The sequence below is a fragment of the Luteibacter aegosomatis genome (assembly GCF_023078455.1).
GTDB lineage: Bacteria > Pseudomonadota > Gammaproteobacteria > Xanthomonadales > Rhodanobacteraceae > Luteibacter > Luteibacter aegosomatis.
On the sequence record NZ_CP095740.1, the window covers coordinates 1,145,980 to 1,168,367 of the forward strand.

Sequence of the window (22,388 nt, forward strand, 5' to 3'; positions counted from 1 at the left end):
GGTAGGAATACTGCTACCGGAGGGCGGGGGCGGCCCTGTCCGCGATCATTCAGCGCGACACCATCACCGCCTCGATCACCGCGCACACATGCTCGAACGACGCATCGTCGAGCCACGGACTGTTGCTGATCGTCAACGTGCGCGCGGCGAAATCATGCGCGTTGGGCACGTCGTCGGCACCTTCCATCGGGCCGAGATAGTCGTAATCCGGTAACGCATGGATGAACATCCGCGCCACGCCGTGGCGAGATCCCCATAGCCGTTCGAGCACGGCATTGCGCGAGAACTCGTCGGGCAGGCGAAGCATCAGGTAGGGCCATGTGCCACCGTCGTCGCTGAACACGTGCACGCCCGGAATGCCCGCCAGCCGCGGCAGGCGCAGGCGGGCCTGGGCCGTAGTGGCCTCGATGAAGGGCGTCAGCCGCGGAAACGCGCGCGCTCCCACCGCACGCCGCCAGCGGCCGACGCGATGCAACGCAAAGTCGGGATGGAAGTGCTCGCCCGCGGCACCGAGAAGGTCGCCGTCGCGCAAGGCCTTTCGCACGGCGTTTCCGTAGGCCCAGCCCATGCCCGAAGGACGATACAGCGCCGCGTATCCGGCCAGCTCCAGGCAGCGGCGCAGCTCCCAGCCGCCATGCCAGCGGGCGATGCGACGCGACGTGTGGCGGAACCGAGTCCGCCAGGCCTCGTCCTGCGCCACGAGCAGGCCGCCCTCGAAGATCGACAGGCCCTTGCCCGCCGCCAGGCTGAAGAATCCGACGTCGCCATGCGTGCCGGCGGGGCGTCCGTCCCGTCGCGCTCCCAGCGCCTGCGCGGCATCCTCGACGGTAAGCGCGCCCACCGAGTGCGCGATGGCGTTGGCGCTCGCCACGTCGGCCACGCGTCCGCCCAGATGGGTGGGCACCACCGCGAGCGTGCGTTCACCGCATGCCTCGACGAGGCAGGCGGGATCCATGTCGAAATGACCCGGAAGCAGGTCGACCAGCCTCGGCACCAGCCCGGCGCGACGCACGGCGAGCGGCACGAGCGGGCAGGTGAAGGCCGGGATGGCCACTTCGTTGCGCGAGGGTTCGTGTTCGGCCAACGCGGTGAGGGCGACGGTGAGTGCCGCCGTGCCGGAACACTCCAGTTGCACCTCGTCCACGCCGAGGAAACACGCGGCCTGCGCGGTCAGCGGTGCGTTGACGTCACCGGCGAGATCGCTCGCCGCCAGCGGCAGGCCCGCGGTGGGCGGCGCCTCGCGTTCAGGCCGTAACCGCATCGGCGGCCGCCTCGTCACCGCTTTCGGCGAAGGCCAGGCAGACGATGCCCGCGACGATCGCCAGTGCGCCCAGGATCTGCGTGGGCGTGACCGGTTCGGCGAACACCCACCAGGAAAGCAGCATCACGCTCACCACTTCGAGGTGCGACGCGGCGAAGGCGGGACCGATGGGTGCATGCTTGAGCAGGCTCATCCAGGTGACGAAGGCGCCGATGTAACCGGCCACCGCGCCGTAGATCCAGGGATGCGAGAACACGCGCGTGAGCCATGCCGTGCTCATCTCCACGGGCAAGGCATGGTTGCCCGCCATCTTGAAGCACACGAGGTTCAGGGTGTCGAAGGCCAGCAGCAGGGCGAAGCCCAACAGGTAGAACCGCTTCATGCGCCGGCTCCCACCACCGCCACGCCGATCGCGACCAGCACGATGCCGGTGACGCGCAAGGGACTCAGGCGTTCGTGGAACAGGAAACGGCCGGCGATCATGATGGCGATGATGTTGATCGACCCCAGCAGCACGCCCTCGGAGAGCGGCACCAGCGAGAGGAAGGCGATCCACACGAGGAACTCGGCCACGTAGCTGCCGATGCCCACCCAGATCCACGGCCGCGCGAACATGTATTTCCAGCGGGCGAGGCCGTCGCCCGCGCGGTCGTCGCCGGCGGCCGCCTTGAACGCGAGCTGGCCGCCGGTATCGAGCACGACGTTGGCGATCCACAGCGCCAGCGTAAGACCGTTCATGCGTTCAGGCCGCCATGCGGGTCGGACGGGCATCGCGCGCGATGCGGCCGAAGAAATCGGCGGTGCGCTCGATGAGCATGCGGCGTTCGCGGTCGATGGTGATCATGTGGTAGCTGTCGCCGAGCAGCAGCATCTCGATGGGCCCGCTCACGCGGCTCGCCACGAGGTCGGCGTTGGACGCGACGCTGGCGATGTCGTCCTCCAGGGCGTGTGCCACGAAGCACGGTGCGGCGACGTGGCGCAGGCGACGGCGCACGTCGCGGGCCAGCGCCATCATCTCGGCCACCGCGAACCAGGGGTTCCCGGGCAGGCCGGCGCTCTTGCTGTCGCCCGAGTGCATCGCCGAAGTCACCTGCGCGCGCAGGCGTTCGTCGCGGATGCCGTATGGCGGCAGTTCGAGGAAGCTGCGGCCCCGCCCGATACCCAGTCGCTTGCAGATGGGCAGGATGAAGCCCATGCGCCGCGCGATCCAGGGCATCGACCAGCCGTCGTAGCGAAAGGTGGCGCCGAAGACGCCCACGCCGGATACCCAATCGGGACGGACGGCGGCGAGGCGCAGCGCGAGCACGGCTCCCATCGACAGCCCGGCCACGAAGAGGCGGTCGACCTGGCCACGCAGGGCCTCCGCCGCGCGCTCGACGCTGGCGTACCAGTCTTCCCACGAGGTGGCGATGAGGTCTTCCTCGGTGCCGCAATGGCCGGCGAGTTGGACGCCGACGACGGTGAAGCCGGCCCGGTTGAGGCCCTTGCCGACCAGGCGCATTTCGGTCGGGGTGCCGGTGAGCCCGTGGATGAGCAGGACGCCGTCGCGGCCGCCTTCGAAATGGAATTCCGCCGTGTCGCTCACTGGCCGGTCTCTACCTAGGTATGCGTATGCCGGCCATGGTGCCATGCACCGGTTTCAGGGGGCTTTCCGGCGTCGCACCGGCGCGGGCCGGCGCGACGGTTCATGGCGACTCGCCGGCCTGGCCCGAAGGCTGCGCGGGGAAACGGATCTCCACGCGCAGGCCCCCGGCCTCGCCGCGGGTGAATTCCACGCGGGCGGCATGGCGCTCGGCGATGCTTTCGACGATGGCCAGGCCCAGGCCCGTGCCGTCCTCGTCGCCACCGGGCACGCGAAAGAAACGCTCGCCGAGCTGGGCGAGGAAGGCGTCCGGCACGCCGGGGCCGTCGTCTTCCACGGCCAGCACGATGTCGGCGATGGCGTCTTCCACGGAGACGGTCACGCTGTGGTCGCGTCCGGCGTAATGGAAGGCGTTGTCGATGAGGTTGTCGATGACCTCCTGCACCTGCAAGGCGTCGCCACGCACGAGGGCCGGGCGTTGGATGCCTTCGTAGCCGAGGTCGACGCCGAGCGCGATGGCCTGGTGCACGCGCATCGCCACCGCTTCGGGCACCACCTGGGAGAGATCGATCACGGCCATGCCGTCGTGGTCGGGCAGGTCGGGCGATTGCGTGCGGGTGAGGGCGAGCAGCTGCGCCGAGGTGCGCGCCGCGCGGGCGGCGAGCCGCCGTACGTGGGCCATGGCCTCCGCTCGCTGCGCGTCGTCCGTCACGGTGCCGTAGCGCTCGACGTGCAGCTGGATGCCGGCCAGCGGCGTGCGCAGCTGGTGCGCGGCGTCGGCGATGAATCGCTCCTGCAGGCCCAGCATGTTGCGCATGCGCGCGAACAGATCGTCGATGGTGCGGGTGAGGGGGAGGATCTCCACCGGCACGTCTTCTTCGCCGATGGGGCCGAGGTCGTGCTCGCGCCGGCCCAGACGCGCGGTGAGCGGCTCGAGCACGCGCAGGCCGTGGCTCACGCCGAACCACACCAGCAGCAGTACCGCGGCGATCAGCAGCGCCTGCATGGGCAGGGTGAGGAAAAGGATTTCGCGCGCGCGGGTATGGCGGTCGCGGAGGTTCTCCGCCACGGTGATGGTGAGGGTGTCGCCCGCTTCATGGCGGTTGGCCATGCGCATCACCGCCGCGCGCAGGGGGCGCCGCCCGAGCACGGTGTCGTAGAGCTTCGGGGATTCGTCGATGCCGACGGCTTCGCCGGGACCCTCGAGCTTGGCGTTGCCGATGATCCGCCCATGGCGGTCGCTGACCACCGTGTAATAGTTGCGGCCGTCGGGGTCGTATTCGAGCAGGAAACGCGCCTGTTCCGTCAGTTCGCCCGCCAGGGCGTCGTTGTCGATCATTTCCGAAAGCGTCAGCGCCTGGTCGGAGAGATCGTTGTCGTGGATGTGGTTGGAATAGGCCAGGGCCACGAAGTAGCCGATCACGGCATCGAGCACGAGCACGCCCAGCACGGGCACGAGCAGGAAGGTGAGCAGGCGGCGGCGGAGGCTCGGGCGGGTGGGACGCTTCCCCGCGGAACGGCGCTCAGGCATCCGGCGTTTCTTCGAGCAGGTAACCGAGGCCCCGGATCGTGCGCACGCTGGTGCCCGATCCCTGGAGCTTCTTGCGCAGGCGGTGCAGGGCGATGTCCAGTCCGTTGTCGGTGAGGTCTTCGTCCCAGTTGCACAGCGCCTCGACCAGTTGCGTACGGCTGGTGACCTTGTCGGCGCGGGTGGCCAGCGCTTCGATCAGGCCGAATTCGCGAGCCGTGAGGTCGAGCGGTGCGTCGCCCACCCAGGCGCGATGGCCGGGGATGTCCAGGCGCAGACGTGCGATGCGGAATTCCGGCGTGCCGTTGCTCGTGCGGCGGCGGGCGAGGGCGCGCACGCGCGCTTCGAACTCGACCAGGGCGAACGGCTTCACGAGGTAGTCGTCGGCGCCGAGGTCGAGTACGCGCACGCGCTCCTTCAGCCCTTCGCGCGCGGTGATCACCAGCACGGGCACGCCCGAGCCGCGCTTGCGCGCGCGGGCGAGCACGTCGCTGCCGTCGAGCGAGGGAAGCCCCAGGTCGAGCACGAGCAGGTCGTAGTCGTGGCCGCGCAAGGCGGTGTCGGCACTGAGGCCATCGTTCACGTGGTCCACCGCGTGGCCGCTCTGTTCGAGGGAGGCCCGTACGGCGGCGGCGATGGAGGCGTCGTCTTCGGCGAGGAGAATGCGCATGGGCGGAAGCATACGCCTGAGGGGTGGTGGGGCGCATGCTGTCGTGGAAGGCTTTCGGGCCGCTTTCCACGGACGTGTCCGAACCGGCACGGTTCACCACGAATTTATGCTAGGCGAATTTCCCGCGTCGACCGAGGCGAACCGAGGCGAACCGAGGACGCTCACCCGCCAGGGGATGCTCCAATTGCGAACGATTCGCATTGCTGTTAGGCTGTGCCGGCTCTCATCCGCCACGTTCCAGGGGTCTGCGACAGCATGCGCGATACCGTCGACCGGCAACGCCGCGCGTTCTGGCTCAAACACCTGCACCGCTGGCATTGGATCAGTTCGGCGGTATCGCTGCTGGTGCTGCTGCTGTTTTCCGTGACCGGTTTTACCCTCAACCATGCCGCGAGCATCGAAGCGTCTCCGCGCGTGGAACGCCGCGACGCCGTGCTTGCCGACGACCTGTTGAAGCGGCTGGCCCATGTCGAAGGCAAGGCGGCACCGCTTCCGGCGACCGTCGCCGATGCCGTCGCCGCCCGCACGGGTGCCGAGGTGGCCGGGCGCGCGGCCGACTGGAGCGACGACGAGGTTTACGTGTCCTTGCCCAGGCCGGGCGGCGACGCCTGGGTGAGTATCGACCGCGAAACCGGCGAGGTTCGCTACGAATCCACCGACCGCGGCTGGCTCGCCTACCTCAACGACCTGCACAAGGGACGCCATACCGGCCCGGCCTGGCGCTGGTTCATCGACGTGTTCGCGCTGGCCTGCGTGGTGTTCGCGCTCACCGGCCTGCTGCTGCTGAAGATGCACGCCGGGCAGCGGCGCATGACCTGGCCGATGGTGGCGTTGGGTTTCGTGCTCCCGCTGGTCGTCGCCCTCCTTTTCATCCATTGACGGAGCCCTCCATGCGCCGACTTCCGTTCTTCGCGCTTGCGCTGATATCCGCGCCGGCCTTCGCTGCCGACATGGCCCTGACCGTGGAGATTCCCACGCTGAAGGTGGCCGAATACCACCGTCCCTACGTCGCCGTGTGGATCGAGCGCGACGATCACAGCGTGGCCGCGAACCTCGCCGTCTGGTACGACGTGAAGAAGGCCGACGGCGAGGGAACGAAGTGGCTCAAGGACATGCGCCAGTGGTGGCGGCGCAGCGGCCGCGAGCAGACGATGCCGATCGATGGCGTGTCGGGTGCCACGCGTCCGGCCGGCCAGCACCGCCTGCGTTTCGCCGACGGCAAGCCGCCGTTGGGCACGCTGGCGCCGGGTCATTACGAACTCGTGGTGGAGGCGGCGCGCGAAGTCGGCGGCCATGAAACCTTGCGAATCCCGTTCGACTGGCCGGCGAAGGCGCCCGTGCACCTGGGCGCCAAGGGCGAGCAGGAACTCGGCCAGATCGATCTCGACCTCAATCCCTGAACGGAGACTTCCATGAAGCACGTACTGGTTCGTGCCGCGCTGTGCGCGGCCCTCGTCCTGCCGGCCGCGGCACAGGCGCACAAGATGTGGATGGTGCCGTCGGCCACGGTGGTGTCCGGCGACGATGCCTGGGTGACCGTCGATGCGGCGGTGTCGAACGATCTTTACTATCCGGATCATTTCCCGGCGCAGCTCGACCAGCTCGCGATCACCGCACCGGACGGCAGCGCGGTGAAAGCGGAGAATCCCTGGACCGGCAAATACCGCAGCACCTTCGATCTGCCCGTGCCGCAAAAGGGCACGTACCGCATCGCGCTGGTGAACCAGGGGCTGTTCGCCAGCTATGAACTGGAGGGCAAGAAGCAGCGCTGGCGCGGCAAGGCCGATGAGCTGAAGACCGGCATCCCCGCCGGTGCGAGCGACGTGCAGGTAAGCGAGATGGCCTCGCGCGTGGAAACCTTCGTGACCCAGGGCAAGCCCGGCGGCGATGCCTTGAAGCCCACCGGCAAAGGTCTCGAGCTGGTGCCGGTCACCCAACCTAACGATCTGGTGACGGGCGAGAAGGCCACCTTCCGCCTGCTGCTCGACGGCAAGCCGGCGCCCAACCTCAAGGTGGTCGCGATCGCCGGAGCCACGCGCTACCGGGATTCGCAGGACGAGATGGATACCACCACCGACGCCGATGGCACGTTCGCTTTCACCTTCCCGAAGGCGGGCATGTACTGGGTGAATGCGTCCACGGAAGACGGCAAGACGTCGGTGAAGGAAGCGAAGCGGCGGCGGGTGGCGTATACCGCCACGCTTGAGGTATTGCCGGAGTGACTCCGCAGGCCCATCGCGGACAGGGTCCGCTCCCGCCCTCCGGTAGTGAACCTGCTACCGGAGGATGGGAGCGGACCCTGTCCGCGATTCCTGCAAAGCGAGGACTTCGCCTGGCCATGGCCTTTGTCTGGATGCTTTGCCCATGGATGGTAGCCGCCACCGACGTCCGCCGCTTCGAAGGCGAAACCATGGGCACCACCTGGTCGGTGAATGCCGTGCTGCCTGACGGTGCCGACGACAAGGCGGTGCGTCGCGGCATCCAGGCCGAACTGGATCGCGTCGTGGCGCAGATGAGCACCTACGAAGCGGATTCCGACCTGAGCCGTTTCAACCGCGCACCGGCCGGGACGTGGCAGGTGTTGCCCGCGGAGTTCTACACCGTGCTGCGGCATGCCTTGTCGCTCGCACGCGATTCGGGCGGTGCCTATGACCCGACGGTCGGGCCGCTGGTGAATCTTTGGGGCTTCGGCCCCGACAAGCGTCCGCGCGAAGCCCCCGGTGCGGCCGACATCGCCGCGGCCAAGGCCCGCGTCGGCTGGTCGCGCATTCGGCTGGACGACGCGACGCATCGCGCGTTCCAGCCGGGCGGCGTCTACGTCGACCTGTCCTCGGTGGCCAAGGGCTTCGGCGTGGATCAGGTGGCGCGCTTCCTCGATCGCGAGGGCGTGCGCGATTACCTGGTCGAAGTGGGCGGCGAATTGCGCGCCCATGGCCGCAAGCCCGACGGCACGCGCTGGAATGTCGGCATCGAGCGGCCTGGCGCCGCGGCGGCTGCCGTGGACGATCCCGACGAGATCGAGCGCATCGTGAAGCTGGACGGCAAGGCCATCGCCACGTCGGGCGACTATCGGCATTCGTTCGAGAGCGACGGGCGGTTCTACTCGCACCACATCGATCCGCGCACGGGATACCCGGTGGCGCATCGCGTGGCGTCGGTCAGCATCGTCGCCGACGACTGCATGCATGCCGACGCGCTGGGTACCACGATGACCGTGCTCGGGCCGGAGCAGGGGATGGCCTACGCGGCGAAACACGGCCTGGCCGTGCTCTTCGTGCTCTACGGCAAGGACGGCGGTTTCGAGGAACGAATGTCGCCGGCTTTCGCGGCGGTACTCCGGCGGTGAGGGCCGCCGTCGGGCAAGCCGTGCTGGGTACGGTGCTCGTCGCGGCGGTGCTCGCCTTCGCGACGATGCAGGATTTCCACGGACTTCACGTGGCTGGCGTCGCGCGCGTCACCGCCGCCGCCGGCAGTCTGTCGGCCTGGCTCGCCTTCGTCGCGTTCGCGATACGTCCGCGTCGATCCGCGGCGGCTTCCGCGACGGATATCCTCGTCGTGCACGCCTCGCAGACCGGCTTCGCGACCGAGCTGGCCGAGCTTACCGCGACGATGCTCCGCGACGGCGGAAAAGCGGCGGTCGCGCGTTCGATCGGCGAGCTCAATGCCGTGCCGGCGAACGCGGCCCGTCTGCTTTTCGTGGTGAGCACGACGGGCGAGGGCGATGCGCCGGATGTCGCCAGTGCCTTTCGCCGCGAGGCGATGGGCGTGCGCCCGCGGCTGCATGGGCTTCGCTATGGCGTGCTCGCCCTGGGCGACCGGGACTACGCGAACTTCTGCGCGTTCGGCCACGAACTGGATCGCTGGCTTCGCGACGCCGGCGCCACGCCGTGGTTCGACCTGGTCGAGGTGGACGACGGCGACGATGGTGCCTTGCGCCACTGGCAGCGCCAGGTGGCGCTGGCGTGCGGCGCGGCGGTGCCCGCGGACTGGTCGAGGCCTTCCTATGGGGCGTGGCGCTTGCGGGAGCGGCGGCTGTTGAATCCCGGAAGCCTCGGTGGCCCGTGTTTCCACGTGGCGCTGGTGCCCGACGATCCGGCATCGCTGCGGTGGGATGCGGGCGATATCGTGGAGATCGGTCCCCGCCGCGCGCGCGACGACACCGGACTCCTGCCGCATCGGGAATACTCCATCGCTTCGTTACCGGAGGACGGCGCGCTCCATCTCGTCGTCCGGCAGCTGGGCGTGGGCTCGCGCTGGCTCACCGACGTCGCGTCGCCCGGCGACCGCATCGACCTTCGCGTGCGTCGCAACGCGTCGTTCCACGCGCCCGATGACGCCCGGCCCGTGCTGCTCGTGGGCAACGGTACCGGCATCGCTGGATTGCGCGCCTTGCTCAAGGCGCGTATCGCGGCGGGGCATCGGCGTAACTGGCTGGTATACGGCGAGCGGCAGTCGGGCGTGGACCGCCTGCACGTCGACGACCTCGAACGCTGGCATGCCGATGGCGACGTGGAACGCCTCGACCTGGTGTGGTCGAGGGAATCGCGCGGGTCGCGATACGTGCAGGATCGCTTGCGGGTGTCGGCCCAGGATGTGAAGCGCTTCGTGGACGACGGTGCGAGCGTGTACGTATGCGGCAGCCTCGCCGGCATGGCGGCGGGAGTGGATGCGGCGTTGCGGGCGATATTGGGGGACCGCGCGTTGGAGGAGATGGCTGCCTCCGGCCGTTACCGTCGCGACGTCTACTGAGCTTTCGCTTCGCCCGGGTTCGCCGATGCGATCGGCTCCCACCCCTTCGGTAGCGAGCTGGCTATCGAAGAGGTGGGAGCGGACCGTGTCCGCGAACGATGCGGAGCGAGCGCCGAAAGAACTCAGGTCACGCGCAACGTCACCTTGCCGTCGACGACGCCATCGAAGCGCAACGCCGTCAGATCCGTCACCCACTCGACGCCCTCGGGCACTTCCTCCGGGTGATCCCCGGCGATCGCGATCACCCGCGCTCCCGCCGCAAGCCCCGCCTCGATTCCCGCGCGGGCATCCTCGAACACCAGGCAATCCTTCGGTTCGGCCTGCATGCGTTCGGCGCCGAGCAGGTAGGCCTCGGGATGGGGTTTGCCGTGGGTGACGATCTCGCCGGTCACCATCCGCGGCGGCACCGCGATGCCCGCGGCGCCGAGGCGCGCCTTCGCCAGCACGGTGTCGGCGGAGGTGACGATGGTCCAGGCGTCGGGCGGCAGCATCGCCAGCAATTCGGGCGCACCCGGAATCGGCACGATGCCGTCCACGTCCTCCACCTCTTCGGCGTAGAGTTTTTCGTATTCGGCCTGCACGTCGAGGCCCGGCGGCGTGAACTGCTTCACCGAGTCGTACATGCGCACGCCATGCAGGCGGGGCAGTACGTCGTGCCAGTCGATGCCGTGCGCGTCGCACCAGCGTTTCCAGATCTTCTCGACCACCACGCGGGAGTCGATGAGGGTGCCGTCCATGTCGAACAGCAGCGCGGTCGCTTCGATGACCGTGCCCGATTCAAGTCGCATGTTGCCTCCGGGGAAGGGGACGCTTCGCGGCGCACCGCGAAAACGTCCACCTTACCGGACTGCCCAGCCTTTCGTCAGCGGGAGGCCTTCGCCACGCCTTCGCGGACGGCCTTGGCGAGCAGCGCGTCGACCTCCGCGCTCGCCTGGTCGGCGGCCTGTTTCTGGCGCTGGGCGAGTGCGGCGTTGGCCTTGCCCTGCTCGGCGCGCACCTGGCCGATCGCCGCCATCTTCTTGCCCAGGTCGGCCTGCTCGCGTCCGATGGCGGCATGACCGGCCGCGTACTCCGTGGCGCTTGCGCCTCCCGCGTTCATTTCACGGCTCACCAGTTCGGCCTGGCGCGCGGAAAGCCTGGCCATCTGTTCGTTGAGGGCCGCCTGTTCCATATCGAGCTTCTGCTGCCGTTCGGCCTGCTCGCGTCCGGCTTCCGCCGGCTGCTGCGCCTTCGCGTAGATCTCGCGGATGCGCTGCAGGTACGCGCGGTCGGACAACACCCAGGCCTTGTCGCCGTCGCGGTACCACACGAACGGATCGTTGCCGGGGCGAGCGGCCTCGGCGCGGCGATAGTCGTCCGGGTCGCCGCGCATGACGGTGAGATCGTCGCTGTAGAGGATGAAGGCGCGCGCCGGCCTGTCGCCCTGGATGGTGACGATGCGCATGCCCTTGCCCGGCGTCGCCAGGGTGAGGGGCGTCGGCGGCACGGGAGGCGTGGGGGGCGTCATCGGCGTCACCGGGGTCACGGGCGTGGGTGGCGTCGGCGGCGTGAGTGGTGTCGCCGGCGCGACAGGCGCCGGTGGAGCGAGCGGCGTGGGCGGTATCGGCGCCGCGTAGGTGCCCGCGCTTTTCTCCTGGCCGTGGTCGCTCGCGGCGACGACGCGCCAGGGCAGGGCGGTGGCCACCACGGCCATGGCGACGAGCGCGAGCGTGAGGACGCGGGGTGGCGTCTCGTTGATTCGACCGAGCATGGTGAGTCTCCTCTTCAGGGTGAGGAAGGTGGGGGACGCGCCGGGCAGCGCGTGGTGCGGATGCGGCGAGACGCCGAGCCTTAGCAATAGACGTCCATACGACTGCGCCGCCTGGCGGCCGCGCGAGACCACCAGCGCGTCGCAGGCGGCTTCGCGGCACACGGCGTACTCACGGACGGCGAGGTGGGCCAGCGGATGGAAGAAGAACAGGATGCGCGCGAGCGCCGGTAGCCAGCCCAGGAGCAGGTCGCCGCGGCGCACGTGGGCCAGTTCGTGCATCAGGGCCATGTCGAGTTCGCGCTCGTCCAGCGCGTCGTCGGCGGGCAGGAGGATGGTCGGTCGCCACAGGCCGACCACCTGCGGCGAGACGACGTCGTGCGATACCGCCAGGCGTGGCGAGCGGCGCAATCCCAGTTCGTGGGCGCGACGCGCGCAAAGCGTTTCCACGCGCACGTCGTCGTGCGGCATCGCCCGGCGCAGCAGCCCGGGGAGGTGTCGCGCCCGCCATGCGGCGATCGCCAGCTGCAGGAGTACCGCGACGGCCCATAGCGCGAGAAGTACGACGGTCCAGGCGACGGACGTCGTGGATGCGCTCGTCGGCATGCCGGAAGGCATGTCGCCACCCCCCGCGTCGACGACGATCGTGGTGCCGGCCGTGGCGACGTGCCGTGCCGGAAGCAGCGGCAGTTCGAGCAGTGAAGGGCAGGCGATGCCCAGCAGGAGCTGCGCACCGACCAGCCACCACAAGAGCGCGCGCATACCCGCCGAAAGCGAGGGCAGCGCCCGGCAGACGACGAACACGAGCCCTCCGAGCACGACCGCCTGAGCGGACGCGTGGACGAGGCGCGATGCCAGCAGATCGGCGAAGGCGTCCATGTCAGCGCCCCTTGCGCCGCGATTGCAGCGTGCCGACGAGCGCTTCCAGTTCGGCCAGCTCCGTATCGCTGACCTGGCCGCGTTCGGCCATCCAGGCGACGAAGGGCGACACGGAGCCTTGCAGGGTCTTCTCGACGAAGCGCGCGACGGCGCCGGTCATGACCTGTTCGGTGCCGTTGGTGGCGCTGTAGCGATAGGCGCCCTCGAGTCGGCGCCGGGAGAGATACCCCTTCGCGCGAAGGCGTTCCATCATCGTCAGCACGGTGGAGCGCGCCAGGCCGCGCGGTTCGCCGTAACCGGCGACGACGTCGGCCACCGAGCTCTTCGGCGTTTCCTCGATGTACTGCAACAAGGCGAGTTCCTGGTCGCCGATGGTCTTGCCGGTCATGACGCTCTCCTGACTACATATGTAATCAGGATGCGCTTGACGACAGGTGTAGTCAAGTGCCGCAAGCCCGTCGTTACCGTGACGCGGGAACCCGGCGCGACGCGGTGGGATATCGCGAGACGCTACCTACGAAAAGACGATCAGGTTGCCTCTCCCTGGCGAAGACCGGGGCGCTGAGTTCCTGTTTTCACGGGAACACGAACCAAAAAAAAAGCCCCCGCCGAAGCGGGGGCTCTTCACGTGCAACTATCCGTGATCGCGAACGATCAGGCGGCAGCGTCCTTGAGCTTCTTGAGCGGACGGACCTTGACCTTCACCGAAGCGGGCTTGGCGGCGAACCAGCGCTCTTCACCGGTGAACGGATCCTTGCCCTTGCGCTTCGGCTTGGCGGCGACGGCGACCGAGGTGATCTTCAGCAGGCCCGGCAGCGTGAAGGTGCCGGCGCCCTTCTTGTGGACCGACGCGGAGATCGCGCCTTCGAGCGAGGCCAGCACGGCCTTCACGCTCTTGCTGTCGACGCCGCTCTGCTCGACGATGTGCGAGACGAGCGAGGACTTCGAAAGCGGATCCTTGATCGGCTTGAGGGCGGCCGGGGCCTTGGCGGTCTTAGCAGCCTTGGCGGGCGCCTTGGCAGCTTTCTTCGCCGCCGTTTTGGTGGTCTTGGCCATGGTTATCCTTGTCACGTGATTCGAATGTTGCGGCCTTTATGGCCGGTGCCCAGCGGGCGACTCACTCTAGCGTTGCTTTGGTCCGCTGAAAATAGGGTTTCCGAAGATTTTTTCCGTTTTGGGTCCTTTTTTTTCGGGGTTTGTGTGACGCGTTGCGGAAAAAGTCAGTCTTGCACGCCCGGGCGAGGGGTATGATGACCTCCATGCGCGGACTCTGGCACGATGTCACATCGTTCCGCGGGCATCCCCAAGGCCACATGCTCCCACTCACCGACAGTCACGGCCGTACCAAACGGAAGCTGCGGATATCGCTTACCGACCGCTGCAATTTCCGTTGCACGTACTGCATGCCCGAGCATCCGGACTGGCTGCCTCGGGCGAGCCTGCTCACGCGCGACGAGGTGCTTCGCCTGGCCGGCCTCTTCGTGGCACATGGCATCGAGCAGATCCGCCTGACCGGCGGCGAGCCCTTGTTGCGCCGCGATCTGACCGAATGCGTGCGTGGCCTAGACGGGCTGCGTGAGCGGGGCCTCCGCCGCGTGTCGATGACCACCAACGCATCGCGCATCGCCCCTCGCGCCGTCGAACTGGTCGAGGCGGGTGTCGACGACTTCAACGTGAGCCTGGATGCCGTCGACGCCGACCTGTTCCGGCGCATGACCCTGCGCGAGATCGCGCCCGTGCTCGACGGCATCGAGGCCCTGGCGGCGGCGGGGGCCCGGGTCAAGCTCAACGCGGTCGTGGTACGCGGCGACAACGACGGCGAGATCGTGCGCCTGCTCGAATGGGCGATGGAGCGACACCTTCCGCTGCGCTTCATCGAATACATGCCGCTGGATGCGCCGGGACACTGGCGGCGCGACGCGGTGGTTTCCGAGGCCGACATGATCGCCGCCATCGAAAAGCGGGGGCATGTGGTCGAACGCCAGCCCCGCGGCGCCGACCCGGCCACGCCCTGGCGCATCGATGGGCACTACGAATTAGGCATCATCTCCACCGTTTCCAACCCTTTTTGCAGTACCTGCGACCGCCTGCGGCTCACCGCCACGGGCGAACTCTTCACTTGCCTGTTCTCGCCCGTGGGTATGCCGCTGGGTAAGCGAATGCGCGACGGTGCCGACGACGAGGCGCTCTCGGCGCTCGTCCGCAAGGCCGTGTGGCTCAAGGACGCGGGGTATGCCGCTCGCCCGGGCCCCGTCGCGCGTGCGACCACCATGCATACGATGGGCGGCTGAAGATCCCTTATGACAACGATCGTCTTCGAACTCTACGCCAGCCTCGAACGACTGGCCGGCACCCGCGAATACCGGCTCGACGCCGGCGACGCCGCCACGGTCGGCGATGCGCTGGATCGCCTGAACGCGGCGCGTCCCGAGCTTGCCGAATTGGTGGCTCGCTGCGCCTGCGCCTCGGGCGACGCTATCGTGCGCCGTACCGATCCCTTGCCCGGCGACGGACGCATCGCGCTGTTGCCGCCGGTGGCGGGAGGCTGACCATGGAGCGACACGTGCTGTCCGATCACCCCATCGCCATCGACGCGCTGCTCGAACTGGACGCCCACCCGGAATGCGGCGGCCTCGCCCTCTTCGTCGGTACCGTGCGCGACCACCACGAGGGACGCGCGGTGACCCGTCTTCGTTACACCGCGCATGAAGCCCTGGCCGGCAAGATCATCCGGGAGGTGGAACAGGCCACCCGGGACCGGTTCGGTGTGCCCTACGTGCGCATCGTGCACCGCCTCGGCGACCTCGCCATCGGCGACGTGGCCATCGCCTGCGTGGTGAGGGCGCCGCACCGCGCCGAAGCCTTCGACGCCTGCCGACATGCGGTGGACGCGGTGAAACATGGCGCGCCCATCTGGAAGGAAGAATTCTACGCCGACGGCAGCAGCGCCTTCGTGGAGGGCTGCTGCATCCGCGACGACCTCGACGCCGATGCCGCGGCGCCCCTCCACCATCGTCACACGCATGCGAGCCACGGATGAAAGACGTCGGCCTGAAACCGGACTCGCTGCGCGTGGCCCGGGCCACCGCCACCCTCCACGCGCCGGCGCATTGCATCGAGCGGCTGCATAGCGGCGACACGGAAAAAGGCGATGCGTTGAAGACCGCGCGCGTCGCCGGCATCCTCGCGGCCAAGCGTACGGACGAACTGATCCCGCTGTGCCATCCGTTGCCCATCCATCGCGCGGAAGTCACCTATGAACTCGACGAGACGTCCGTCAGGGTGATCGCCGAGGTGCAGACCATCGGCCCCACCGGGGTCGAGATGGAGGCGTTGACCGCGGCCAGCCTCGCCGCGCTCACGCTCTACGACATGCTCAAGCCGTACTGCGAGCCCGACGACATGCACATCGAGGCGTGCCGCCTCGAACGCAAGACGGGCGGCAAGTCGCATTACCGTCGACAGCTTTCGCAGCCGCGCGACGCGGCGGTCGTGGTGCTGTCGGACACCGTCGCCGCGGGCGCCGCGCGCGATACCGCGGGCGTCTTCGTGCGCGATGCGCTCGAGCAGGCCGGTTTCGGGCCGGTCGGCTACACGGTGATCGCCGACGACGCGGGCACCCTCGGCGACACGATCCGCCGCCTCGCCGAGGCGGGCGTGGCGTTGATCGTCACGGTGGGCGGGACGGGGTTGGGACCGCGCGACATCACCGTGGACACGGTGACGCCGATGCTCGACGTCGAGATCCCCGGCATCATGGAAGCCGCGCGCGCCTTCGGCCAACGGCGGATGCCCTTCGCCATGCTGTCCCGGGGCATCGCGGGCTACGTGCGGGATTCGTTGCTGCTCACGTTCCCGGGTAGTCGCGGCGGCGCCTCCGAATCGCTCGCCGCCACCTTACCGGGCATCGTCCACCTGATCGAGACCGCCCGCCGCGGCGGACGCCACGCCGGCGGATACGGCGAGGAAACCTGACCATGGCGTTGATTCCGCTCGAACAGGCCCTCGAACACTATGCGTGCGTCCGCCCGCTACCGGTGCATCGCGTACCGTTGGACATCGCGCTGGGGGCCGTGCTGGCGGAGTCGCCGAGATCGCGTCTTTCGTTGCCGCGCTTCACGCAGAGTGCGATGGACGGCTACGCGGTGCGCGCGGCTGACGGCGTCGGCCCCCGGGCCCTCATCGGCACTTCGGCGGCGGGGTCTCCCGCCGACGTGCATGTCGGCGAGGGACAGGCCGTGCGCATCCTCACCGGCGGCATGCTTCCCGACGGTGCCGACGCCGTCGCCCGCCAGGAAATCGTCGAGCGCGACGGCCAGGGCATCGTCTTGCGTGAAGCGGTGCGGGTGGGCGAAGCGATACGTCGCGAGGGCGAGGAACTCAAGCAAGGTGACGTGCTCGCCGAGGCGGGCCAGCGCGTGACCGCCGGCCTCGTCGCGGTGCTGGCGATGGCGGGCGTCGACGAAATCGACGTGCGCCGCCGTCCCCGCGTGTCCGTGCTGATCACGGGCGACGAGGTGCTGCGCGTGGGGCACCCCCTGGGTCCCGGTCAGATCTACGACGCGAACGGCCCGCTGCTTCGCGCGTGGTTCGTCGAGCATGGCTACGGCGAGCCGGTGATCGGCTACGTGAGGGACGACGAGCGGGAACTGGAAGAAGCCATGAGCGCGGCCCTCGACAGCGCCGACCTGGTCATCACCAGCGGCGGCGTGTCCGTGGGCGATCGTGATTACGTGCCGCTCGTCGCCGATCGACTCGGCGTGCGGCGGAAATTCTGGAAAGTGGCGCAGAAGCCGGGAAAACCGCTCTGGTACGGTGTTCGTGACGACGGCAAGGCCTTGCTGGGCATGCCCGGCAATCCGGGCGCGGTCCTGGTCTGCCTGGCGATCCACGCCCGGGCGGTACTTGGCCGTCTGGAAGGCGAAACGTCGAGCCAGCCGGCATGGTGCCATGGCGTGTTGACGACCAACGTGGAGGCCGACGCCGAGCGCGATCGACTCCTGCGGATGCGGCTGGACCTGGGCGACGGTACCGCGCGCCTGACGCTGTTGCCGAAGCAGGAGTCGCACATGCTCAGCAATCTCGCGTCGGCCCACGTGCTGGCATGGTTGCCCTCGCGCGGCGAGCCGTTCGCGGCGGGCGAACGGGTAGCGTGGATTTCTCTTTGAGAGCCGAAACGCATCGCGGACAGGGCCCGCTCCGACCCTTCGGTAGATACGCTGCTACCGAAGGGTGGGAGCGGACCCTGTCCGCGATTCCCGCGAAGCGGAAGCTTTACCAGGCCTTCACGTCCGACACGACGACCGTGTAATCCTGCATGTCCGACGAGTAGCGGAACAGGCGGCCCAGGTCGAAGTCCACGCTCTTGCCCGGCTCGATGTTCGAGGTGCCGGCCGGCCAACCCTGCTTGCTGGCGACGACCTTGCCCGAGGCGTCCTTCGCGTCGATGCGGATCTGCGCGGCGGCGGGTTCGCTGCACTTGTTGACGAGGTTGCCCTTCATGCTGAAACGCGGCTGGCCGGCGCCCTGCTGGATCTTCACGGCGAAGCCGTCGACGGCGAAATCCTTGGCGGTGCAGGCCGCATGGGCCGAGAGCGGAGCCGCGATCAGCAGCGCGGCAGCGATGGCGATCTTTTTCATTGGTGGTCCCTATGGTGATGAATAAACCGGACGCCGCGAAATAGGGCGTTGCCGACTTATCGGCGGGAACATCCAAGACTTTAGGCTTTACGACAGGGCCGTTTCGAAGAGGTCGCCCACCGGCGTCGCGGGCTCGAACCAGCGCTTGACCGGGGCGAAGGTCCGGCGGTGGGCATGGCAGGGGCCCAGGCGATCCAGGGCCTCGATGTGCTCGGGTACGGCGTAGCCCTTGTGCCGGGCGAAGCCGTAGCCCGGATGCACGGCGTCGAGGGCTTGCATGTGCCGGTCACGGCTTACCTTGGCGAGAATCGAGGCCGCGCTGATGGCCGGTTCGGTGGCATCGCCGCCGATCACGGCCCGGGCTTCGCAGGGCAGGGTGCGGGGCAGGCGATTGCCGTCGATCAGCGCCATCTGCGGTGCCAGGGACAGGCCCATGAGCGAGCGGGTCATGCCGACCATGGTGGCCTGGAAGATGTTGATCCGGTCGATTTCCTCGCGCTCGACGAAGATCACCGTCCAGGCCAGGGCGCGCTCGACGATGCGTCCGTAGAGCTTTTCGCGGGTGGCCTCGTCGAGTTGCTTGGAGTCGTTGAGCCCGCGGATGGGTCGCTCGGGATCGAGGATGACGGCCGACACCACCACCGGGCCGGCCAGCGGGCCACGGCCGGCCTCGTCCACCCCGGCGACGATCAGATCGCGGGCGAGCTGGCGGGTGACGTTGAGCTTGCGGGGCATGGTCGAAAGGCTAGTGGGGTTCGGTCGTGCCGACAAGGTTCGGGACGTGAGGTTGATCCATGAGTTCGGCGATGGCCTCGGCGGCGCGATCCGCGGCTTTTCCTTCCAGCCCACCACGCAGCTCCCGATGCAGGAACTCGAACGCCGCCACCACGGCGCTCCGGCGTTCGCTGTCGCCGAGCAGGTCGAGGGTGGCGCCGGCGAGGTTGTCGGCGGTGCAGTCGTCCTGCATGAATTCGGGCACCAGGAGGTGCTGGCCCAGCCCGCAGGCGCGGGCGAGGATGTTGGGCAGGCTGTAGACGTCGGTCTTCAGCATGCGCAGCGCCTTGGCGATGCGATAGCTCGTGGGCGATACGCGGTAGCCCACCACCATCGGCCGCTTGGCGAGCATGGCTTCGAGCGTGGCGGTGCCGGAAGCGAGCAGCACCGCGTCGGCGGCCAGCATCGCCTCGTGGGCACGACCGTCGGTAAGCAGGGGGGGAAGACCGGGAAAATCGGCCAGCAGCTCGGCAAGGCGCGCATGCACGCGTTCGTTGGCCGAGGGCACCACGATGCGCAGCGACGGCATCGAACGGGCGACGCGGCGTGCCGCTTCGACGAAAATGGCGCCGACGCGTTCGATCTCGCTCGGGCGGCTGCCGGGCAGCACGGCGAGCACGGGGGCATCGTGGGGCAGGCCCAGCGCGTCACGCGCGGCAGCGCGATCGGACACCATGGGAAAGCGGTCGGCGAGCGGATGGCCCACGAAGCGCGCGTCGATGCCGTGCTTCGCGTAGATCGGCGGCTCCATGGGAAACAGGCAGAGCACGCGATCGGCCGAGCGGCCGATCTTCTCGGCACGCTTCTCGCGCCAGGCCCACACCGACGGGCTCACGTAGTGCACCGTGGCGAGGCCGGCCTGCTTGAGCCGGCGCTCCACGCCGAGGTTGAAGTCGGGCGCGTCGATGCCGACCACGACATCGGGCCGTTCGGCCAGGAGCCGCGCGACCAGGGTCTTGCGCAGGCGAAGCAGGCGGGGCAGGTGCTTCACCACCTCGGCAAAGCCCATCACCGACAGCTCGCGAATGTCGTGCCATGACTCGAAGCCGCGGGCCAGCATGCGGGCCCCGCCGATACCGGCGAACCGGGCGCCGGGGTAGCGGAGGCGGAGCGCTTCGATGAGATCGGCACCCAACTGGTCGCCGGAATCCTCGCCGGCGATGAGCGCGATGAAGGGTCCTTGCGTGGTGTGTGTCATGCCGGTGCCACGTCAGCGGGCGATCGTGCGCTCGCTGCGATCGAGAAACTCCAGCATCTGCCGCACGTCTTCGCTGGTTTCGGCCTGTGCCTGAAGCTGTTCACGAGCCTCGGCCAGCGGCAGGCCCGCCATGTAGAGCGTGCGGTAGGCGCGCTTGATGGCGGCGATGCGGTGGGTGTCGAAACCGCGCCGCTTCAGGCCCTCGCTGTTGATGCCGCGCGGGCGGCCACGGGTTTCGTTGGCCATCATCACGAACGGAGGGACGTCGGAACCGACCAGGCAACCCATGCCGAGGAAGGCATGCGCGCCGACCTTGCAGAACTGGTGCACGCCCGAATAACCGGACAGGATGGTCCAGTCGCCGATTTCCGCATGGCCGGCCAGGGCGGAGTAATTCGAGAACACGACGTTGTTGCCCACCTGGCAGTCGTGCGCGATGTGCACGTAGGCCAGCAGCCAATTGTCGTTGCCGATGCGCGTGATGCCGCCGCCGTCGCCGGTGCCGCGGTTGATCGTGACGAACTCGCGGATGAGGTTGCGATCGCCGATCGCCACCTCGGTGCGCTCGCCCTGCCATTTCTTGTCCTGCGGCGGACCGCCGATGGAGGCGAACTGGAGAATCCGGTTGTCGCGCCCGATGGTGGTGGGCCCCTCGATGACCACGTGGGGGCCGATGGTGGTGCCCTCGCCGACGACCACGTCGGCACCGATGATGGTGTAGGCACCGATGCTGACGTTGTCCGCGATTCGCGCGGACGGGTCGATCTGCGCGGTCGGATGGATCATTTGTCGTTCCTCGCGGCGCACATCAGTTCGCAGCAGGCCACCACCTTGCCGTCGACCAGCGCCCTGGCCTCGAACAGGCCCATGCCGCGGATCAGGCGCTTGAGGGAGACTTCCATGCGCAACTGGTCGCCCGGCGCCACCACCGAGGAGAAGCGGGCGTTGTCGACCTTCACCAAGTAGAACAGCGGGCTTCCGCCCTGGCCGTCCATCTGGCTGGTGATCTGGGTGAGCAGGCCGGCGGTCTGCGCCATGGCCTCGACGATGAGCACGCCCGGCATCACCGGGTGCCCGGGGAAATGGCCCTGGAAGAACGGTTCGTTGATCGTGACGTTCTTGATGGCGGTGATGGTCTTGCCGGGATCGATCTCGATCACGCGGTCGACCAACAGGAACGGATAGCGGTGCGGCAGCAGTTGCTGGATCTGTTCCACGTCCACCGGGAGCTTCACGGCGGCTTTCGAATCGCTCATTGCCCTTTGTCCTTTTCCAGCGCCGCCAGGCGGCGCGCGTACTCGTCGAGGTGTTTCATGCGTGCCGCGTTGCGCCGCCATTGGCGGTTTTCCTGCAGCGGGGAACCTGAAGAATATTCACCCGGCTCACGGATCGATGCCGTGACCAGGCTCTTGGCCGTGATGGTAACCCGGTCGGCCAGTTCGAGGTGGCCGAGGATGCCCGCGTTGCCGCCGATGAGGCAGTAGCGGCCGATTTTCGCGCTGCCGGCCACGGCCGAGCACCCGGCCATGGCGGTATGGGCGCCGATGTGCACGTTGTGGGCGATCTGGATCTGGTTGTCGAGCCGAACGTCTTCCTCAAGCACCGTATCGTCGAGCGCACCGCGGTCGATGGTGGTATTGGCGCCGATTTCGCAGTCGTCGCCGATCCGCACGCCGCCGAGCTGGGGCAGCTTCACCCAGTGGTCGCGGTCGAAGGCGAGGCCGAAACCGTCCGAGCCGATCACCGCGCCGGGGTGGACCAGCACGCGCTTGCCCAAGGTGACGCGGATCACCAGGGTGACTCGGGCGACCAGGCGCGAATCGGCGCCCACCACGCAGCCGGGGCCGATGGTGCATCCCGGTCCGAGGATGGCGCCTTCCTCGATCACCGCGCCGTCCTCGACGACGCAGCAGGGGCCCACGCTGGCCGTGGGATGCACGCGGGCGGAGGCGGACACCACGGCACTGGGATGGATGCCCCGCGGCGCGGCGGCATGCTTCTCGAACAGGGCGGCGATCTTCGCGTAGGCGACGTAGGGGTCCTTCGCCACCAGGGCCGCGCCCTGGCGCAGCGGCAGGGCGTCGGCGTTGAGCACGACGATGCCGGCCCGGGTGTCGGCCAGTTGCGAGGTGTATTTCGGGTTGGAGAGGAAGGTGAACTGCGTCGGCGTGGCCGTGGCCAGGGTGCCGATGCCGTCGACCGCGGTGGCCGGATCGCCATGCGCCTCGAGCCCGAACCGCTCGGCCAGTTCGCCAAGCGTGAATTGCGGATTCCCGCTCACAGGAAAGCTCCCAAAAAGAAGGGGTGGCAGAGGATCGCCCCCTGCCACCCCACGATTCTACTTACTGTTTACCCTTTAC

26 protein-coding genes are annotated in these 22,388 nt (G+C 68.5%); 10 read left to right on the forward strand and 16 right to left on the reverse strand.

What is annotated here, in order from left to right; genetic code table 11:
- Positions 1–49 precede the first annotated feature (49 nt).
- The 6 genes from L2Y94_RS05115 to L2Y94_RS05140 all read right to left on the reverse strand — a co-directional run bounded on the left by L2Y94_RS05115 (position 50) and on the right by L2Y94_RS05140 (position 5,041).
- A complete protein-coding gene (locus L2Y94_RS05115; protein ID WP_247373517.1) occupies positions 50–1,261 on the reverse strand; it encodes a DegT/DnrJ/EryC1/StrS family aminotransferase in 1,212 nt (403 codons plus the stop codon).
- Entirely contained in the window at positions 1,245–1,643 is a 399-nt protein-coding gene (locus tag L2Y94_RS05120; RefSeq protein WP_247373519.1) for a DMT family transporter, read from the reverse strand. Before L2Y94_RS05120 ends, L2Y94_RS05115 begins: the two co-directional genes overlap by 17 nt.
- The gene (locus L2Y94_RS05125) at positions 1,640–1,999 is read right to left on the reverse strand and encodes an EamA family transporter (RefSeq protein ID WP_247373520.1); all 360 of its coding nucleotides are present in this window, start codon (positions 1,997–1,999) and stop codon (positions 1,640–1,642) included. Before L2Y94_RS05125 ends, L2Y94_RS05120 begins: the two co-directional genes overlap by 4 nt.
- A gap of 4 nt (positions 2,000–2,003) precedes the next feature.
- A complete protein-coding gene (locus L2Y94_RS05130; RefSeq protein ID WP_247373521.1) occupies positions 2,004–2,846 on the reverse strand; it encodes an alpha/beta hydrolase in 843 nt (280 codons plus the stop codon).
- Positions 2,847–2,946: 100 nt separating this feature from the next.
- Complete coding sequence (locus tag L2Y94_RS05135) at positions 2,947–4,374, reverse strand: sensor histidine kinase (RefSeq protein WP_247373522.1); 1,428 nt, start codon at positions 4,372–4,374, stop codon at positions 2,947–2,949.
- Entirely contained in the window at positions 4,367–5,041 is a 675-nt protein-coding gene (locus tag L2Y94_RS05140) for a response regulator (RefSeq protein WP_247373523.1), read from the reverse strand. The genes L2Y94_RS05135 and L2Y94_RS05140 overlap by 8 nt, the downstream gene beginning before the upstream one ends.
- 255 nt (positions 5,042–5,296) lie before the next feature.
- Here L2Y94_RS05140 and L2Y94_RS05145 point away from each other — a divergent pair, with 255 nt between their 5' ends.
- The 5 genes from L2Y94_RS05145 to L2Y94_RS05165 all read left to right on the forward strand — a co-directional run bounded on the left by L2Y94_RS05145 (position 5,297) and on the right by L2Y94_RS05165 (position 9,790).
- Positions 5,297–5,920 (forward strand): PepSY-associated TM helix domain-containing protein, encoded by a 624-nt coding sequence (locus L2Y94_RS05145; protein WP_247373524.1) that lies wholly within the window; start codon positions 5,297–5,299, stop codon positions 5,918–5,920.
- Positions 5,921–5,931: 11 nt separating this feature from the next.
- Positions 5,932–6,441 (forward strand): DUF2271 domain-containing protein, encoded by a 510-nt coding sequence (locus L2Y94_RS05150; protein ID WP_247373525.1) that lies wholly within the window; start codon positions 5,932–5,934, stop codon positions 6,439–6,441.
- A gap of 12 nt (positions 6,442–6,453) precedes the next feature.
- Complete coding sequence (locus L2Y94_RS05155) at positions 6,454–7,263, forward strand: DUF4198 domain-containing protein (RefSeq protein ID WP_247373526.1); 810 nt, start codon at positions 6,454–6,456, stop codon at positions 7,261–7,263.
- A 116-nt stretch (positions 7,264–7,379) separates the two neighbouring features.
- On the forward strand, positions 7,380–8,387 hold the full coding sequence (locus tag L2Y94_RS05160) for an FAD:protein FMN transferase (RefSeq protein ID WP_425602435.1): 1,008 nt from the start codon (positions 7,380–7,382) through the stop codon (positions 8,385–8,387).
- Positions 8,384–9,790, forward strand: a complete 1,407-nt coding sequence (locus L2Y94_RS05165; RefSeq protein ID WP_247373527.1) for a sulfite reductase subunit alpha — start codon at positions 8,384–8,386, stop codon at positions 9,788–9,790. Before L2Y94_RS05160 ends, L2Y94_RS05165 begins: the two co-directional genes overlap by 4 nt.
- Before the next feature lie 122 nt (positions 9,791–9,912).
- Here L2Y94_RS05165 and L2Y94_RS05170 read toward each other — a convergent pair whose 3' ends face one another.
- The 4 genes from L2Y94_RS05170 to L2Y94_RS05185 all read right to left on the reverse strand — a co-directional run bounded on the left by L2Y94_RS05170 (position 9,913) and on the right by L2Y94_RS05185 (position 13,472).
- The gene (locus L2Y94_RS05170) at positions 9,913–10,578 is read right to left on the reverse strand and encodes an HAD-IA family hydrolase (RefSeq protein ID WP_247373528.1); all 666 of its coding nucleotides are present in this window, start codon (positions 10,576–10,578) and stop codon (positions 9,913–9,915) included.
- Between the two features lie 74 nt (positions 10,579–10,652).
- Positions 10,653–12,416: a M56 family metallopeptidase gene (locus L2Y94_RS05175; protein ID WP_247373529.1), complete on the reverse strand. Its 1,764-nt coding sequence runs from the start codon at positions 12,414–12,416 to the stop codon at positions 10,653–10,655.
- Between the two features lies 1 nt (position 12,417).
- Complete coding sequence (locus L2Y94_RS05180) at positions 12,418–12,804, reverse strand: BlaI/MecI/CopY family transcriptional regulator (RefSeq protein WP_247373531.1); 387 nt, start codon at positions 12,802–12,804, stop codon at positions 12,418–12,420.
- Between the two features lie 266 nt (positions 12,805–13,070).
- Positions 13,071–13,472, reverse strand: coding sequence for an HU family DNA-binding protein (locus L2Y94_RS05185; protein WP_144916893.1), 402 nt, complete (start codon positions 13,470–13,472; stop codon positions 13,071–13,073).
- A 257-nt stretch (positions 13,473–13,729) separates the two neighbouring features.
- Here L2Y94_RS05185 and moaA point away from each other — a divergent pair, with 257 nt between their 5' ends.
- From moaA to L2Y94_RS05210, 5 genes are read left to right on the forward strand one after another with little or no spacing between them, the layout of a single operon-like run.
- Positions 13,730–14,707 carry a GTP 3',8-cyclase MoaA gene (gene moaA / locus L2Y94_RS05190; RefSeq protein WP_247373533.1) on the forward strand — a complete coding sequence of 326 codons (978 nt, stop codon included), beginning with the start codon at positions 13,730–13,732 and terminating at the stop codon, positions 14,705–14,707.
- A gap of 9 nt (positions 14,708–14,716) precedes the next feature.
- Positions 14,717–14,965, forward strand: coding sequence for a MoaD/ThiS family protein (locus L2Y94_RS05195; RefSeq protein WP_247373535.1), 249 nt, complete (start codon positions 14,717–14,719; stop codon positions 14,963–14,965).
- A 2-nt stretch (positions 14,966–14,967) separates the two neighbouring features.
- Complete coding sequence (locus tag L2Y94_RS05200) at positions 14,968–15,456, forward strand: molybdenum cofactor biosynthesis protein MoaE (protein WP_247373537.1); 489 nt, start codon at positions 14,968–14,970, stop codon at positions 15,454–15,456.
- Complete coding sequence (moaCB, locus tag L2Y94_RS05205; RefSeq protein ID WP_247373538.1) at positions 15,453–16,391, forward strand: bifunctional molybdenum cofactor biosynthesis protein MoaC/MoaB; 939 nt, start codon at positions 15,453–15,455, stop codon at positions 16,389–16,391. The genes L2Y94_RS05200 and moaCB overlap by 4 nt, the downstream gene beginning before the upstream one ends.
- Positions 16,392–16,393: 2 nt before the next feature.
- The gene (locus tag L2Y94_RS05210) at positions 16,394–17,584 is read left to right on the forward strand and encodes a molybdopterin molybdotransferase MoeA (protein WP_247373540.1); all 1,191 of its coding nucleotides are present in this window, start codon (positions 16,394–16,396) and stop codon (positions 17,582–17,584) included.
- A 106-nt stretch (positions 17,585–17,690) separates the two neighbouring features.
- Here L2Y94_RS05210 and L2Y94_RS05215 read toward each other — a convergent pair whose 3' ends face one another.
- The 6 genes from L2Y94_RS05215 to lpxD form a co-directional block, all read right to left on the reverse strand.
- Positions 17,691–18,056 (reverse strand): hypothetical protein, encoded by a 366-nt coding sequence (locus L2Y94_RS05215; RefSeq protein ID WP_247373542.1) that lies wholly within the window; start codon positions 18,054–18,056, stop codon positions 17,691–17,693.
- A gap of 87 nt (positions 18,057–18,143) precedes the next feature.
- A complete protein-coding gene (gene rnhB / locus L2Y94_RS05220; protein ID WP_247373544.1) occupies positions 18,144–18,791 on the reverse strand; it encodes a ribonuclease HII in 648 nt (215 codons plus the stop codon).
- Between the two features lie 10 nt (positions 18,792–18,801).
- On the reverse strand, positions 18,802–20,028 hold the full coding sequence (lpxB, locus tag L2Y94_RS05225) for a lipid-A-disaccharide synthase (RefSeq protein WP_247373545.1): 1,227 nt from the start codon (positions 20,026–20,028) through the stop codon (positions 18,802–18,804).
- A 12-nt stretch (positions 20,029–20,040) separates the two neighbouring features.
- Positions 20,041–20,814 carry an acyl-ACP--UDP-N-acetylglucosamine O-acyltransferase gene (gene lpxA / locus L2Y94_RS05230; protein ID WP_247373547.1) on the reverse strand — a complete coding sequence of 258 codons (774 nt, stop codon included), beginning with the start codon at positions 20,812–20,814 and terminating at the stop codon, positions 20,041–20,043.
- Positions 20,811–21,284, reverse strand: coding sequence for a 3-hydroxyacyl-ACP dehydratase FabZ (fabZ, locus tag L2Y94_RS05235; RefSeq protein ID WP_247373549.1), 474 nt, complete (start codon positions 21,282–21,284; stop codon positions 20,811–20,813). The genes lpxA and fabZ overlap by 4 nt, the downstream gene beginning before the upstream one ends.
- Positions 21,281–22,309, reverse strand: a complete 1,029-nt coding sequence (lpxD, locus tag L2Y94_RS05240; RefSeq protein WP_247373551.1) for a UDP-3-O-(3-hydroxymyristoyl)glucosamine N-acyltransferase — start codon at positions 22,307–22,309, stop codon at positions 21,281–21,283. Before lpxD ends, fabZ begins: the two co-directional genes overlap by 4 nt.
- Between the last annotated feature and the right edge of the window lie 79 nt (positions 22,310–22,388).

What these genes read in the sequence shown, in the direction of transcription:
- L2Y94_RS05125 (WP_247373520.1), bottom strand. Translation starts at nt 1,999, where the DNA reads ATGAACGGTCTTACGCTGGCGCTGTGGATCGCCAACGTCGTGCTCGAT.
- L2Y94_RS05160 (WP_425602435.1), top strand. Translation starts at nt 7,380, where the DNA reads ATGGCCTTTGTCTGGATGCTTTGCCCATGGATGGTAGCCGCCACCGAC.
- L2Y94_RS05200 (WP_247373537.1), top strand. Translation starts at nt 14,968, where the DNA reads ATGGAGCGACACGTGCTGTCCGATCACCCCATCGCCATCGACGCGCTG.
- moaA (WP_247373533.1), top strand. Translation starts at nt 13,730, where the DNA reads ATGCTCCCACTCACCGACAGTCACGGCCGTACCAAACGGAAGCTGCGG.
- L2Y94_RS05215 (WP_247373542.1), bottom strand. Translation starts at nt 18,056, where the DNA reads ATGAAAAAGATCGCCATCGCTGCCGCGCTGCTGATCGCGGCTCCGCTC.
- L2Y94_RS05140 (WP_247373523.1), bottom strand. Translation starts at nt 5,041, where the DNA reads ATGCGCATTCTCCTCGCCGAAGACGACGCCTCCATCGCCGCCGCCGTA.
- L2Y94_RS05120 (WP_247373519.1), bottom strand. Translation starts at nt 1,643, where the DNA reads ATGAAGCGGTTCTACCTGTTGGGCTTCGCCCTGCTGCTGGCCTTCGAC.
- L2Y94_RS05170 (WP_247373528.1), bottom strand. Translation starts at nt 10,578, where the DNA reads ATGCGACTTGAATCGGGCACGGTCATCGAAGCGACCGCGCTGCTGTTC.
- L2Y94_RS05180 (WP_247373531.1), bottom strand. Translation starts at nt 12,804, where the DNA reads ATGACCGGCAAGACCATCGGCGACCAGGAACTCGCCTTGTTGCAGTAC.
- L2Y94_RS05195 (WP_247373535.1), top strand. Translation starts at nt 14,717, where the DNA reads ATGACAACGATCGTCTTCGAACTCTACGCCAGCCTCGAACGACTGGCC.
- lpxA (WP_247373547.1), bottom strand. Translation starts at nt 20,814, where the DNA reads ATGATCCATCCGACCGCGCAGATCGACCCGTCCGCGCGAATCGCGGAC.
- L2Y94_RS05175 (WP_247373529.1), bottom strand. Translation starts at nt 12,416, where the DNA reads ATGGACGCCTTCGCCGATCTGCTGGCATCGCGCCTCGTCCACGCGTCC.
- L2Y94_RS05155 (WP_247373526.1), top strand. Translation starts at nt 6,454, where the DNA reads ATGAAGCACGTACTGGTTCGTGCCGCGCTGTGCGCGGCCCTCGTCCTG.
- L2Y94_RS05185 (WP_144916893.1), bottom strand. Translation starts at nt 13,472, where the DNA reads ATGGCCAAGACCACCAAAACGGCGGCGAAGAAAGCTGCCAAGGCGCCC.
- moaCB (WP_247373538.1), top strand. Translation starts at nt 15,453, where the DNA reads ATGAAAGACGTCGGCCTGAAACCGGACTCGCTGCGCGTGGCCCGGGCC.
- rnhB (WP_247373544.1), bottom strand. Translation starts at nt 18,791, where the DNA reads ATGCCCCGCAAGCTCAACGTCACCCGCCAGCTCGCCCGCGATCTGATC.
- lpxB (WP_247373545.1), bottom strand. Translation starts at nt 20,028, where the DNA reads ATGACACACACCACGCAAGGACCCTTCATCGCGCTCATCGCCGGCGAG.
- L2Y94_RS05150 (WP_247373525.1), top strand. Translation starts at nt 5,932, where the DNA reads ATGCGCCGACTTCCGTTCTTCGCGCTTGCGCTGATATCCGCGCCGGCC.
- L2Y94_RS05210 (WP_247373540.1), top strand. Translation starts at nt 16,394, where the DNA reads ATGGCGTTGATTCCGCTCGAACAGGCCCTCGAACACTATGCGTGCGTC.
- L2Y94_RS05115 (WP_247373517.1), bottom strand. Translation starts at nt 1,261, where the DNA reads ATGCGGTTACGGCCTGAACGCGAGGCGCCGCCCACCGCGGGCCTGCCG.
- fabZ (WP_247373549.1), bottom strand. Translation starts at nt 21,284, where the DNA reads ATGAGCGATTCGAAAGCCGCCGTGAAGCTCCCGGTGGACGTGGAACAG.
- L2Y94_RS05145 (WP_247373524.1), top strand. Translation starts at nt 5,297, where the DNA reads ATGCGCGATACCGTCGACCGGCAACGCCGCGCGTTCTGGCTCAAACAC.
- L2Y94_RS05135 (WP_247373522.1), bottom strand. Translation starts at nt 4,374, where the DNA reads ATGCCTGAGCGCCGTTCCGCGGGGAAGCGTCCCACCCGCCCGAGCCTC.